Consider the following 13,061-nt stretch of genomic DNA (forward strand, 5'->3'; position numbering starts at 1 on the left):
ATGTCATCAGGGAACTCTTCTTCGGCGAGCCGGCTTCAGGCTCGTCTTGTGCTGACGATCGTTGCCATGGGGAGCACACCCTTGGCCGCGCCGGCCTGGGCGCAGAGCTCGACCGGTGCAAACCAGTCCCTCGACACCGTGACCGTCACCAGTACGGTACCGACCTATGGCGACACGCCGCCGCCGGCTTTTGCCGGTGGCCAGATCGCCGCCGGCGGGCGTGTCGGCCTGCTGGGTGAAAAGGATGCCATGGACATCCCGTTCAGCGTCACCAGTTACACCAGCAAATTGATCGAGAATCAGCAGTCTCAGACCCTGGGCGATACGCTGCAAAACGACGCTTCTGTCAGCGTGGGGCAGGGTTATGGCATCTACGGTGAAGCGTTCAAGATTCGCGGCTTCAACCTGACCGGCGACGATGTGGCTTACGGTGGCCTCTACGGCGTGCTACCCCGCCAGCTCATCAACAGCGATATTGCCGAACGCATCGAGGTGTTCAAGGGAGCCAGTGCTTTCACCTCCGGTATTCCCATCGGTGGCAATGGCGGTATCGGTGGCACCGTCAACATCGAACCCAAGCACGCCGGTAATGAGCCGATGCTCAAGCTCTCCAGCGGCTATCGTTCCGACAGCTATGGAGAGGTGGGTGTCGATGCGAGCCGGCGCTTCGGTGACCAGAAACAGTGGGGCGCGCGGGTCAGTGCTGTCCGAGGTCGTGGCGATACCGCCATCGATGACGAGAGCCAGCGCGATACCTCGGTCGTCGTCGGCCTCGACTATCGTGGCGAGCGTGGACGCGTGCTGTTCGATGTCGGTCACCAGAAATCGACGCTGGAGGGAGCCCGGTCCAGCCTCTACACCGGGGCGGCGACAAAAGTGCCCTCGGTCCCGGATGCCTCCTCGAACTACACGCCTGCCTTCGGTGGCTCCGCGCTCGAGACCCATTTCGGCATGGTGCGGGGTGAGTATGATCTGAACGACGACTGGACCGCTTTTGCGGCGCTCGGCGGCAACCGCACGATCGAACATATCGTCTCGGCGAATCCGAGCCTGACCGATGACAACGGCAACGCCAGCGTCAACGATTTCGAGACCGCTAATCATATCGACAACTTCGCCAGTCAGGCGGGGATCCGTGGCTATGTGGTCACCGGGCCGGTGAGCCACGACGTGACGCTCGCCTACTCCAGTGCCTACCGCAAGTTCGATACCGACTGGAGTTCACTGGCGGCGGGCACGACCAATATCTACGACCCCCGGGATCTGTCACGGCCAGCAGGCGACCCTTCTTTTGTGGGTGGCAGCGTGACGCGCACCCGCTCTCAAGGTGTCACCCTGAGCGATACGCTGGGCTTCCTGAATGATCGGGTCTTGCTGACCCTGGGTGCCCGCTATCAGGAGCTGGAAGTCGACGAGCGCCCCAACGCGGGTGGCAATGATCGCTATGCCGATCGCCGAGTGACGCCCGCGGTGGGTGTCGTCTTCAAGGCGACGTCCAACGTGTCGCTCTACGCCAACTATGTCGAAGCGCTGCAGGATGGTGGCACCGTCACCGATACCAGCGCCTCGAACTATGGCCAGTACCTGGGCATCGCCCACGCCAAGCAGTATGAAGTGGGGAGCAAGTTCGATTATGGCAACATCGGCGGCGGTATCAGCCTGTTTCAGATCAAGCTACCGACGGCAGCCGTCGTCGATGGTGTTGGGGGGCTGGATAACGAGCAGCGCAACCGCGGTGTCGAGCTCAGCCTCTACGGTGAACCCCTGGAGGGTCTGCGTCTGTTCAGCAGCGCGACCTGGATCGATGCCGAGCTGACCAAGACCCAGGACGGCACCGAAGGCAACCATGCGACCGGCGTGCCCGAGTACCGTGTCGTCCTGGGCAGCGAATGGGATATCCCGCATGTCGATCGCCTCACCGCGACCGGGCGTGTCATTCATACCGGGACGCAGTATGCCGATGCCGGGAACGATCTCGAACTGGACCCGTGGACGCGGCTCGACTTGGGCGTGCGCTATACCACGCCGATCGGTGGTGCGAACTGGGTATGGCGTGCCGGTGTCGACAACGTCACCGACGAGGATTACTGGGCTGGCGCCTCCACGGCCTTTGCCGGTTACCTGATCCAGGGCGAACCGCGGACGTTCAAGCTGTCGGCAACGGTGGAGTTCTAGGCTCTGTACGAAAACTGCCTAGGCTCGGCGATGGTTCTTGCCAACCCGAGCTCGTGGATGTCATGACCATCAGCAAAAAAGGCGCCTCCCGAGGGAGGCGCCTTTTTCATGGGTCTGGCTTCATGAGTCTGGCGTCAGTAAGTCACGCACTGAGCGCCACGGAGTTACTGAGATGCCACCTGCAGCGGGGCCGAGGCTTCCACGCCCAGGTTCTCTCGCATGGTTTCGCTGTACCAGTTGACGAAGTCGATGACGCCGAACTCGTAGGTCTGCGAGTAGGGGCCGGGCTGATAGGCCAGCGAGTTGATGCCGAGCTGGTTCTCTTCCGCCAGGCGGCGATCCTGATCGTTGGTGGCATCCCACACCTGGCGCAGGCGCGCCGGGTCGTAGTCGACGCCTTCCACGGCGTCCTTGTGCACCAGCCACTTGGTGGTGACCAGGGTCTCCTGCGGGCCCAGCGGCAGGACACGGAAGACCACCGCGTGGTCGCCCATGAAGTGGTTCCACGAGTTGGGCAGGTGCAGGATGCGCAGCGAGCCCATGTCGGGGTTGGGGATGTTCCCCATCAGCTTGTTGCAGCCGGGCTTGCCATCCATGGTCATCGAGACGATACCGTCGAGCAGCGGCGTGCGCGTCAGGCGGTTGCGCTTGCCGAAGCGCGCCAGCTGCCAGGGCACCTCGCAGGCGGTCCAGTCGGCCTGCTTGCGCGCGACCAGATCGCGGTACTCGCCGGTGGAGCGCGGGTCGTCGGTGTCATCGAACTCGATCAGCGAGTTGAGCAGCTCCGGGTGCGCACCGCTGCAGTGGTAGCACTCGCGATTGTTCTCGATCACCAGCTTCCAGTTGCAGCGCTCGACGATGTTGGACTCCACCGCGACCTTGACGTTGTCCATCTCGTAGGGCGAGAGGTAGTGCTCGAGCGAGACCAGGAAGTCGTCGATCGGCTCGGGGTTCTCGCTCAGGTTGATGAACACGAATCCGCCGGCGCTCTTCACCGCCACCGGCTTGAGGCCGAAGGCGCTCATGTCGAAGTCGTCGCCCATGTCGCTGCCGGCGAACAGCAGGCGGCCGTCGAGTTCGTAGGTCCACTGGTGGTAGGGGCAGACCAGCTTGGCCACCTTGCCCTTGTCCTTGAGACACAGGCGCGAGCCGCGGTGGCGACAGACGTTGTGGAAGGCGTGAATCTTGTTCTCGGCACCGCGCAGCACGATGATCGAGTTGCTGCCCACTTCGAGCTTGAAGTAGTTGCCCTTGGCGGGAATCTCGCAGCTCATGCCGGCGAACAGCCACTGCTTCTCGAAGATCTCTTCCATATCGACCTGGAACAGCCGCGGGTCGTTGTAGAAGGGTTGGGGCAGTGAATAGGTCGGGTTACGCTGTTCCAGCATATCCGCCACGGCCTTGCGGGTCGCGCTGAGAGCGTCATCCAGGCTGTCGCGTGGAAGTGGTGACATGGTCGCATCCTCATCAAACAATATATTGTGGGTCTTTCCCGAGCCCATCGGCGGGATCGACCTGGGTGTGGCGGCGCGCGGCTAGGCAGTAGCGATTCGATCCGTTCGGCGGAGTGTCGCTCAGGCGATAGCTTGGAAGTTGTCCAGCCGCGACATTCGTCGATACCAGGGCGACCGCCGGCGTTTTCACTCGGGCTCGGCGGAGCGGCCAAATCGACGAAAGAGTGCTCAGGGTGGGGGTGGCTGGCATGCCCATGTCGTTGACGGGAAAGTCGTACCTGGCCGGCGTGCTCAGAATCCGGCCATGAGGTAACCCACCGGAAGTGGGCGCTGTGGCCGCTTCCCCTGATCGAGTGCCATGACGATGCAATTTTTCAATCCGGTCACAACTCAGACCTGGACCAACGGCCGCCACCAGGTGCGCTGCGTCAAAGTCATCCAAGAGACTTGGAACGTCAAGACTTTCTGTTTCATGGCCGATCAGCCGGTAATGTTCTTCTTCAAGCCGGGGCAGTTCGTCACCCTGGAGCTGGAAATCGCGGGCAAGCCGGTGATGCGTTCCTACACCATCTCAAGTTCGCCCTCGATCCCCTACAGCTTCTCGATCACGGTCAAGCGCTTGCCGGGCGGGCAGGTCTCCAACTGGCTGCACGACAACCTCAGCGCCGGCGACGAGATGGTCGTGCACGGTCCGGTGGGCGACTTCAACGTCATCGATCACCCGGCGGAGAAGGTGCTGCTGCTCTCCGGCGGGGTCGGCATCACCCCGCTGATGTCGATGACGCGCTGGTTCTTCGACACCAATGCCGCGGTGGATCTGGAGTTCGTGCACTGCTCGCAGGCGCCCAACGACATCATCTACCACCGTGAGCTGGTGCACATGTTCTCGCGGCTGCCGGAGTTCCGCCTGCACATCGTGTGCGAGCGCAGCGACGAGCTGAGCCAGGCCTGGGCCGGTTTCCGTGGCTATCTGTCGCGCCAGATGCTGAGCCTGATGGCGCCGGACTATCTCGAACGCGAAATCTTCTGCTGCGGCCCGGCGCCGTTCATGCAGGCGGTGCGTCAGGTGCTGCTGGAAGATGGCTTCGACATGGCCCACTACCACCAGGAGTCCTTCGGCGCCACGCCGCTGGGTGTCCAGGAGGATGTCATCGAGCTGGCCGAGCAGGCCGAGGCGGCGGCGGAAGAGGTCGATGTCGCCGATCTGACCCCGGTGGAGTTCGCCAGCAGCGGCAAGAGCATTCGCATCAGCGACAACGAGACCATCCACGCCGCCGCTGCCAAGCTGGGGCTGCACATTCCCAAGGCGTGCGGTATGGGCATCTGCGGCACCTGCCGGGTGATGAAGCTCGAAGGCGAGGTGGAGATGGAGCACAACGGCGGGATCACCGAGGAGGACGAAGCCGAAGGTTACATTCTCTCCTGCTGCTCCAAGCCCAAGGGCAAGGTGGTGATCGACTACTGAGTGCCGCTCCTGCCCCGGCCACGCGGCCGGGTCAGGTCGCCTGCAGGCGCGAGTTCTGCTCGCGAGAACCGGGCACCGGCCTCGCCATGGCTGCGCGGCCGGTTCCGGACGCCGGCCCTCCCGGGCGGCGTCTCATGTCATGCCTGGGCTGTGTCCGAAAAGCCGGCGGGCGAAGGCCGTTTTCGTGCAATGCCTAAGACCTTTGGACATGCCTCCCTGTCGTCGTTGCGTCACCCGGTGGCGCAACGAGACATCTCCCCCGGGGCAGGGGCTCTTACGCTGACTCTGGTCTGTCGTTCCGGATCCGCCCCGCCAGACGGGTGGACGCGAGGGCAGCCAGAGACCAGCCACAGGAGTTCACGTCATGTCTTCACCCGCCAATCGCGGCGTCGTCTATCGCGGCCCCGGTAAAGTCGCCGTCGAGAACATCGCGTTCCCGGAACTCGCACTGGGCAGCCGTCAGTGCCAGCACGGTGTCATCCTCAAGGTTCTGACCACCAATATCTGCGGCAGCGACCAGCACATGGTTCGCGGCCGTACCACTGCGCCGGAAGGGTTGGTGCTGGGTCACGAGATCACCGGCGAGGTGGTCGAGTGCGGGCGTGACGTCGAGTTCATCAAGGTCGGCGATGTCGTCTCGGTACCCTTCAACGTCGCCTGCGGGCGCTGCCGCAACTGCAAGCGTGGCGACACCCATATCTGTCTCAACGTCAACGGCGATCGTGCCGGCGGCGCCTACGGCTATGTCGACATGGGCGGCTGGGTCGGCGGGCAGGCCGAGTACGTGATGGTGCCCTACGCGGACTTCCAGCTGCTGGTGTTCCCGGACAAGGAGCAGGCGCTGGAGAAGATCCTCGATCTGACCATGCTCTCCGACATCTTCCCCACCGGCTTCCACGGCTGCGTCACTGCCGGCGTCAAGCCGGGCTCGACCGTCTATATCGCCGGCGCGGGTCCGGTGGGCCTGGCGGCGGCGGTCTCGGCACAGCTGTTGGGCGCGGCCTGCGTGATCGTCGGCGACATGAACGATCAGCGCCTCGAACAGGCGCGCAGCTTCGGCTGTGAGGGCCTCGATCTCAAGCAGGACGCCAGCATGTCCGATCTGATCGAGTCGGTGCTCGGTGTGCCGGAGGTGGATTGCGCGGTCGACGCGGTCGGCTTCGAAGCCAACTGCCATGGCCACAACCACGCCCATGAGCAGCCGGCGACGGTGCTCAACGCGACCATGGAGATCACCCAGGCCGGCGGTGCCGTGGGTATCCCGGGTCTCTACGTGACCGAGGACCCCGGCGCCGAGAGCGAAGATGCCAAGCACGGCAACATCTCGATGAAGTTCGGGCTGGGCTGGGCCAAGGCGATGTCGTTCCACACCGGGCAGACCCCGGCGATGCGCTATCAGCGTCAACTGATGCAGGCGATCCTGCATGAGCGGGTCCATATCGGCAAGGCGGTCAACGTCCAGACCATCTCCCTGGACGATGCGCCCAAGGGCTATGCGGCCTTCGATGGCGGGGCGGCCAAGAAGTTCGTGATCGACCCCCACGGGACCCTCGGCTGATCCCGACCCCGCCCGATACCCGGGTGTTTGTGTGACGTGCCGGAAGCGCCTGCGGGCGCTTCCGGCCGTTTTGCGTTTGGTTTTGGCCACCCGGGGCGGCAGAATCGGGGACGACCGCCGTCCGCTGAAGAGAACCGAGCATGACCGTACCCGACCCCGACCTGCCGCGCTGTGCCTGGGCGCAGACCCACCCGCTCAATGCCGCCTACCACGATGCCGAGTGGGGCGTCCCCGAGTACGATAGCCGCGCCCTCTGGGAGAAGCTGATCCTCGATGGCTTTCAGGCCGGTCTCTCCTGGCTCACCATCCTCAAGAAGCGTGACGCCTTCCGCGAGGCGTTCGAGGGGTTCGACCCCGAGCGCATCGCCCGCTACGACGAGGCCGATATCGAACGCCTGATGGGCAATGCCGGCATCGTCCGCTCGCGATCCAAGATCGAGGCGACCATCGGCAACGCGCGGGCGTATCTCGCCATGCGTGACAACGGCGAGGATTTCGCCGATTTCCTGTGGGGTATGGTCGGTGGCCGTCCGATCCAGGACTCTATCGGCAGCGACGGTTCGGTGCCCACCCAGACGCCGCTCTCTGTCGATATCTCCAAGGCGCTCAAAAAACGCGGCTTCAAGTTCGTCGGGCCGGTGATCGTCTACGCCTGGATGCAGGCCGTGGGTATGGTCAACGACCATGCCGAGGATTGCCATCGCCGCAAGCCGGTGGCCGCAATGGGCTGAACCACTGCGTAGATCGCTTTTTGACGTGATATCACCGACACGCCGCCCTTCAAGGCGGCGTTTCTGCTGCTTTCAGCCTCGCCGTCATCCATCCCCACGCACGCTTCTCGACCCCCCGCTGTCGCAAATCACCAGGCCATGTCGCAAACGCACTCTAGCGTGACGTGGCAGAGCATCATGCCCCCCCGGGCGGGCGATACCATCGCGGAAAATCACCGCACGCCGACCGCGTGTCGCCAAGGCGACGAGCGACGTAGAGAGGGTCCCCATGCAACGTTATTCCGGTTTCAGCCTGGTCAAGCACGCGCTCAGTCATCACGAGAACTGGGAGCGCCACTGGCGTAACCCCACCCCCAAGAAGCGCTACGACGTGATCATCGTCGGCGGTGGCGGCCACGGTCTGGCGACGGCCTACTACCTCGCCAAGGAGTTCGGCGTCACCAATGTGGCGGTGATCGAGAAGGGCTGGCTGGGCGGCGGCAATACCGCGCGCAATACCACCATCGTGCGCTCCAACTATCTGTGGGACGAAGCGGCGCAGCTCTATAACCACTCCCTCGATCTGTGGAAGGGGCTGTCGCAGGATCTCAACTACAACGTGATGTTCTCTCAGCGCGGTGTGCTCAACCTGGCGCACACCCTGCAGGACATGCGTGACGTGCAGCGTCGGGTCAACGCCAACCGCCTCAACGGCATCGACAGCGAAGTGGTGACCCCCGAGCAGATCAAGGAGATCGAGCCGGCGCTGGACACCTCCAAGAACGCGCGTTATCCGATCATGGGCGCGTCGTGGCAGAAGAGTGCCGGGGTCGCGCGTCACGACGCGGTGGCCTGGGGCTTCGCCCGCGGCGCCGACGCCCTGGGTGTCGATCTGCTGCAGAACACCGAGGTGACCGGCTTCAAGATCCGCGATGGCCAGATCTACGGCGTGCATACCAACCGTGGTGATATCGAAGCGCATACCGTGGGCTGTGTGGCCGCGGGCAACTCCGGCGTGCTGGCCAAGATGGCCGGGATCAAGCTGCCGCTGGAGTCGCATCCGCTGCAGGCGCTGGTCTCCGAGCCGCTCAAGCCGATTCTCAACACCGTCACCATGTCCAACCACGTGCACGGCTATGTCAGCCAGTCCGACAAGGGCGATCTGGTGATCGGCGCGGGGATCGACGGCTATCTCGGTTACGGGCAGCGCGGCAGTTTCCCCACCATCGAGCACACCCTGCAGGCGATCGTTGAGATGTTCCCGATGTTCTCGCGGGTACGCATGAACCGGCAGTGGGGCGGCATCGTCGATACCTGCCCCGACGCCTGCCCGATCCTGTCCAAGACCCAGGTCAAGGGACTCTATTTCAACTGCGGCTGGGGCACCGGCGGCTTCAAGGCCACCCCCGGCTCCGGACACGTTTTCGCAGCCAGTTTGGCAAAAGGGGAAATGCACCCCATCGCGGCGCCGTTCTCCATCGACCGGTTCAATACCGGCGCCTTGATCGATGAACACGGCGCCGCTGGCGTGGCGCACTGAGGAGAGCACACCATGTTTCATATCTTCTGTCCCTACTGCCAGGAGTACCGCGAGGAAGAGGAGTTCCATCCCAGCGGTCAGGCACACCTCGTTCGTCCGGCCGACCCCGCCAGCGTGAGCGACGACGAGTGGGGGGACTACCTGTTCTTCCGTGACAACCCGCGCGGTATCCACCACGAGATGTGGGTGCACCGGCTGGGTTGTCGCAAGTTCTTCAACATCACCCGCGACACCACGACCTACGAGATTCTCGAGACCTATCGCATGGGCGAGCAGCCGAGCATCACCGCCGCCAACGCCGAGGTGCGCCGTGAACAGGGCGTGCAGACCGCCGACGGCGGCTGGCAGACCGTGGGCGCGCAGCCCGAGAACAGCCGGCTCAACGAGGAGACGCCGTCATGACCCAGTCCAATCGTCTCAATCAGGGCGGGCGCATCGACCGCTCGCGGCGGCTGTCGTTCACCTTCAACGGCCAGCAATACATGGGCTTCGCCGGGGATACTCTGGCCTCCGCGCTGCTGGCCAACGGGGTGGATGTCGTCAACCGCAGCTTCAAGTATTCGCGGCCGCGCGGGATCACCGCCGCCGGGCCGGAAGAGCCCAACGCCATCGTTCAGCTCGGCGCCACCGAAGCCGCCCAGGTGCCCAACGTGCGTGCCACCCAGCAGGCCCTGTATGACGGCCTGGTGGCGCGGGGTACCAACGGCTGGCCCAGCGTGCAGCGCGACGTGATGAGCTGGGTCGGCAAGCTGGGCGGTGGTTTCATGCCGCCAGGCTTCTACTACAAGACGTTCATGGCCCCGGCCTCGATGTGGATGACCTACGAGAAGTTCATCCGCAAGGGGGCCGGTCTCGGCCGCTCGCCCAGCGAAGCCGATCCGGACATCTACGACCACTTCAATCAGCACTGCGACGTGCTGGTGATCGGTTCCGGCCCGGCGGGGCTGACCGCCGCGCTCTCCGCCGCCCGTGCCGGTGCGCGGGTGATCCTGTGCGACGAGCAGGAAGAGATGGGTGGCTCGCTGCTCGATAGCCGCGAATCCATCGACGGCGCCCCGGCCAGCGCCTGGGCCGAACAGGCCGTGGCCGAACTCGCCGGCCTGGATAACGTCACGCTGCTGCCGCGGACCACCGCCAACGGCTATCACGACCACAACTTCGTCACCCTGCACGAGCGGCGTACCGAGCACCTCGCCGATACCGCCGCGGCTGCCGGGCGCGAGGGCGAAGTGCGTGCGCGTCTGCACCGGGTGCGTGCCGGCCGCGTGGTGCTGGCCAGCGGCAGCCACGAACGCCCGCTGGTCTATGCCAACAACGACGTACCCGGCAATCTGGTGGCCGGTGCCGTCTCCGTCTATATCCGCCGCTATGGGGTGGTGCCGGGGCAGCGGCTGGTGCTCTCCACCAACAACGACCACGCCTATCGTGCGGCGCTGGACTGGCAGGAGGCCGGCCGCGAGGTCGTCGCGGTGGTCGACTCGCGGGCCAAGCCGGACGGCGATCTGGCCAAGCAGGCCCGCGACGCCGGTATCCGTGTCATCACCGGCAGCGCCGTGATGGAAGCCACCGGCAACCAGCGCGTCAGTGGTGCCAAGGTGGTGGCGATCGACACCGAACGCTTCGTGGTGACCGGCAAGGTCGAGACGCTGGAGTGCGATACCATCGCCAGCTCCGGCGGTTACAGCCCGGTGGTGCACCTGGCGTCGCACACCGGCAAGCGCCCGCAATGGCGTGACGACCTGCTCGGTTTCGTGCCCGGTGAGGTCAAGGGGATGCATGTCGCCGGCGGTGCCCACGGCGTCTACGCCCTCGGCGAGGCCCTGGCCGACGGTGCCGGTGTCGGTGCCGAGGCGGCCCGCGCGGCGGGCTTCGAAGAGGCGGCGGCGATCGCCGTCCCCGACGTCGAGGTGCGCCACGAGTCGCCGACCAGCGCGCTCTATCAGGTGCCCCACGAGAAGCCACCGCTGCGCGCGCCCAAGCAGTTCGTCGATCTGCAGAACGATGTCACCGCGGCAGCAGTGGAGCTGGCGACCCGCGAGGGCTTCGAGTCGATCGAACACGTCAAGCGCTACACCGCGCTGGGTTTCGGTACCGACCAGGGCAAGCTCGGCAACATCAACGGCATGGCGATCGCGGCGCGCTGTCTCAATCGTTCGATTCCCGACGTGGGCACCACGGTCTTCCGTCCCAACTACACCCCGGTCAGCTTCGGCGCCATCGTCGGCCGCCACTGCCGCGATCTGTTCGATCCCGAGCGCTATACCGCGCTGCACCAGTGGCACGTGGAGAACGGCGCCGAGTTCGAGGATGTCGGCCAGTGGAAGCGCCCCTGGTATTTCCCGCGCCGGGTCAACGGCAAGCGGGAGACGATGCATGAAGCGGTGGCGCGCGAGTGCCTCGCGGTGCGCCGCGGCGTGGGCATCCTCGATGCCTCGACCCTGGGCAAGATCGATATCCAGGGGCCGGATGCGCGCGAGTTCCTGGGCCGGGTCTACACCAACAAGTGGGCCAAGCTGGCGCCGGGGCGGGTGCGTTACGGGCTGATGTGCAAAGACGACGGCATGCTGATGGACGACGGTACCACCAGCTGCCTGGGCGAAAACCACTTCCTGATGACCACCACCACCGGCGGCGCCGCCGGCGTGCTGGAGTGGCTGGAGCTGTGGCACCAGACCGAGTGGCCGGAGCTGCAGGTCTACTTCAGCTCGGTCACCGACCACTGGGCGACCATGACCGTGACCGGTCCGGACGCGCGCAAGCTGATGTCGGAAGTGACAGACATCGACCTCGACCGCGAGCAGTTCAAGTTCATGGACTGGAAAGAGGGCAAGGTCGCCGGCGTCCCGGCGCGGGTGTTCCGTATCTCCTTCACCGGTGAGCTGGCGTTCGAGATCAACGTTCAGGCCAACTACGCGATGCACGTGTGGAAGGCGCTCTTCGCCCACGGCGAGAAGTACGACCTCACGCCCTACGGTACCGAGACCATGCACGTGCTGCGTGCCGAGAAGGGGCTGATCATCGCCGGTCAGGACACCGACGGTTCGGTGACCCCGGAAGATCTCGGCATGCACTGGGCGGTGGGTTACGACAAACCGTTCTCGTGGATCGGCCAGCGCGCGTTGACGCGCCCGGACACTGCCCGCGAGGATCGCAAGCAGCTGGTGGGGCTCAAGCCCAAGGACCCCAAGGTGGTCCTCGAGGAGGGGGCGCAGATCGTGCTCGACCCCGAGCAGAAGATCCCCATGACCATGATGGGCCACGTCACTTCGAGCTACTACAGCCCGGTACTGGAGAGCGGCTTCGCGCTGGCGGTGCTCAAGGGCGGCCGCAATCGGATGGGCGAGACCGTCTATCTGCCGATGTCCGATGGCAGTGTCCACCAGGCCGAAGTCGTGAGTACCGTCTTCATCGATCCCAAGGGAGAGCGCCAGAATGTCTGAAGCCCATTCCGAAGCCAGTGCCGGCAACGTCGCCACTTTCGATACGCATCCGGGCGCCGGCGCCGGTGTCACGCCCGAGTCGCCGCTGCAGTGGAGCCGGGTGCAGGGGCGGGTCACCGAGGAGGGTGGTGCCGCCGAGCAGATCAGGGTGGTCGAGCGCCCGTTCCTTGGCCACCTGGTGCTGCGCGGTGGAGCCATCACCCTCGACGAGGCGGTACGCGCCGAGCTCGGGGTGAGCCTGCCGGGCAAGCCGCTGGGGCTGGTGCTCGACGCCGAGGGCAGCCGTTCGGTGCAGTGGGTGTCGCCGGACGAGTGGCTGGTGATCGTGCCCGCCGGCGAGGAGTTCGAGCTGGAGAACCGGCTGCGCGCGCGGCTGGGGGATGCCCACTTCGCCATCGTCAATGTCGGCGGCGGCCAGACCCTACTGGAGCTCTCCGGTGAGAAGGCGCGTGAGCTGCTGATGAAGTCGGTGGTCTACGATGTGCACGAGCACGGGCTGCCGGTGGGCAAGGCGGTGGGTACCGTCTTCGCCAAGACCAGCGTGGTGCTGCGGCGTCCGACCGAGGCGCGTTTCGAGCTGGTGGTACGGCGCAGCTTCGCCGACTACTGCGTGCGCTGGCTGCGGGACGCCGGGCGCGAGTATGGGCTGCGCGTGGAATCCGCGTCGCCCTGATGATCGAAGGCCCCTGCCATGGCAGGGGCCGGGCCTGGCTGGAGCC

General features: G+C 65.1%; 9 protein-coding genes. 8 read left to right on the forward strand and 1 reads right to left on the reverse strand.

The window, feature by feature from the left end:
- The first annotated feature begins 66 nt into the window (after positions 1-66).
- Positions 67-2,175 (forward strand): TonB-dependent siderophore receptor, encoded by a 2,109-nt coding sequence (locus tag DOM67_RS09630; RefSeq protein ID WP_157958834.1) that lies wholly within the window; start codon positions 67-69, stop codon positions 2,173-2,175.
- Between the two features lie 164 nt (positions 2,176-2,339).
- Here DOM67_RS09630 and DOM67_RS09635 read toward each other — a convergent pair whose 3' ends face one another.
- A complete protein-coding gene (locus DOM67_RS09635) occupies positions 2,340-3,629 on the reverse strand; it encodes an aromatic ring-hydroxylating dioxygenase subunit alpha (RefSeq protein WP_110675431.1) in 1,290 nt (429 codons plus the stop codon).
- A gap of 358 nt (positions 3,630-3,987) precedes the next feature.
- Here DOM67_RS09635 and DOM67_RS09640 point away from each other — a divergent pair, with 358 nt between their 5' ends.
- The 7 genes from DOM67_RS09640 (at position 3,988) to DOM67_RS09670 (ending at position 13,015) form a co-directional block, all read left to right on the forward strand.
- A complete protein-coding gene (locus DOM67_RS09640) occupies positions 3,988-5,094 on the forward strand; it encodes a hybrid-cluster NAD(P)-dependent oxidoreductase (RefSeq protein ID WP_110675432.1) in 1,107 nt (368 codons plus the stop codon).
- A 364-nt stretch (positions 5,095-5,458) separates the two neighbouring features.
- A complete protein-coding gene (gene fdhA / locus DOM67_RS09645; RefSeq protein ID WP_035471891.1) occupies positions 5,459-6,652 on the forward strand; it encodes a formaldehyde dehydrogenase, glutathione-independent in 1,194 nt (397 codons plus the stop codon).
- A 140-nt stretch (positions 6,653-6,792) separates the two neighbouring features.
- A complete protein-coding gene (locus DOM67_RS09650) occupies positions 6,793-7,383 on the forward strand; it encodes a DNA-3-methyladenine glycosylase I (RefSeq protein ID WP_110675433.1) in 591 nt (196 codons plus the stop codon).
- 268 nt (positions 7,384-7,651) lie between these two features.
- Positions 7,652-8,902, forward strand: a complete 1,251-nt coding sequence (locus tag DOM67_RS09655) for a sarcosine oxidase subunit beta family protein (RefSeq protein ID WP_110675434.1) — start codon at positions 7,652-7,654, stop codon at positions 8,900-8,902.
- Positions 8,903-8,914: 12 nt separating this feature from the next.
- Entirely contained in the window at positions 8,915-9,304 is a 390-nt protein-coding gene (locus DOM67_RS09660) for a sarcosine oxidase subunit delta (protein ID WP_110675435.1), read from the forward strand.
- Positions 9,301-12,342 carry a sarcosine oxidase subunit alpha gene (locus DOM67_RS09665; protein ID WP_110675436.1) on the forward strand — a complete coding sequence of 1,014 codons (3,042 nt, stop codon included), beginning with the start codon at positions 9,301-9,303 and terminating at the stop codon, positions 12,340-12,342. Before DOM67_RS09660 ends, DOM67_RS09665 begins: the two co-directional genes overlap by 4 nt.
- Positions 12,335-13,015, forward strand: a complete 681-nt coding sequence (locus DOM67_RS09670) for a sarcosine oxidase subunit gamma family protein (protein ID WP_110675437.1) — start codon at positions 12,335-12,337, stop codon at positions 13,013-13,015. Before DOM67_RS09665 ends, DOM67_RS09670 begins: the two co-directional genes overlap by 8 nt.
- Positions 13,016-13,061: the final 46 nt, after the last annotated feature.

Source organism: Salinicola sp. RZ23 (genome assembly GCF_003206675.1).
In the GTDB taxonomy this organism is placed as follows: Bacteria; Pseudomonadota; Gammaproteobacteria; order Pseudomonadales; family Halomonadaceae; genus Salinicola; species Salinicola endophyticus.

What these genes read in the sequence shown, in the direction of transcription:
- DOM67_RS09670 (WP_110675437.1), top strand. Translation starts at nt 12,335, where the DNA reads ATGTCTGAAGCCCATTCCGAAGCCAGTGCCGGCAACGTCGCCACTTTC.
- DOM67_RS09650 (WP_110675433.1), top strand. Translation starts at nt 6,793, where the DNA reads ATGACCGTACCCGACCCCGACCTGCCGCGCTGTGCCTGGGCGCAGACC.
- DOM67_RS09655 (WP_110675434.1), top strand. Translation starts at nt 7,652, where the DNA reads ATGCAACGTTATTCCGGTTTCAGCCTGGTCAAGCACGCGCTCAGTCAT.
- DOM67_RS09660 (WP_110675435.1), top strand. Translation starts at nt 8,915, where the DNA reads ATGTTTCATATCTTCTGTCCCTACTGCCAGGAGTACCGCGAGGAAGAG.
- DOM67_RS09665 (WP_110675436.1), top strand. Translation starts at nt 9,301, where the DNA reads ATGACCCAGTCCAATCGTCTCAATCAGGGCGGGCGCATCGACCGCTCG.
- DOM67_RS09630 (WP_157958834.1), top strand. Translation starts at nt 67, where the DNA reads ATGGGGAGCACACCCTTGGCCGCGCCGGCCTGGGCGCAGAGCTCGACC.
- fdhA (WP_035471891.1), top strand. Translation starts at nt 5,459, where the DNA reads ATGTCTTCACCCGCCAATCGCGGCGTCGTCTATCGCGGCCCCGGTAAA.
- DOM67_RS09640 (WP_110675432.1), top strand. Translation starts at nt 3,988, where the DNA reads ATGACGATGCAATTTTTCAATCCGGTCACAACTCAGACCTGGACCAAC.
- DOM67_RS09635 (WP_110675431.1), bottom strand. Translation starts at nt 3,629, where the DNA reads ATGTCACCACTTCCACGCGACAGCCTGGATGACGCTCTCAGCGCGACC.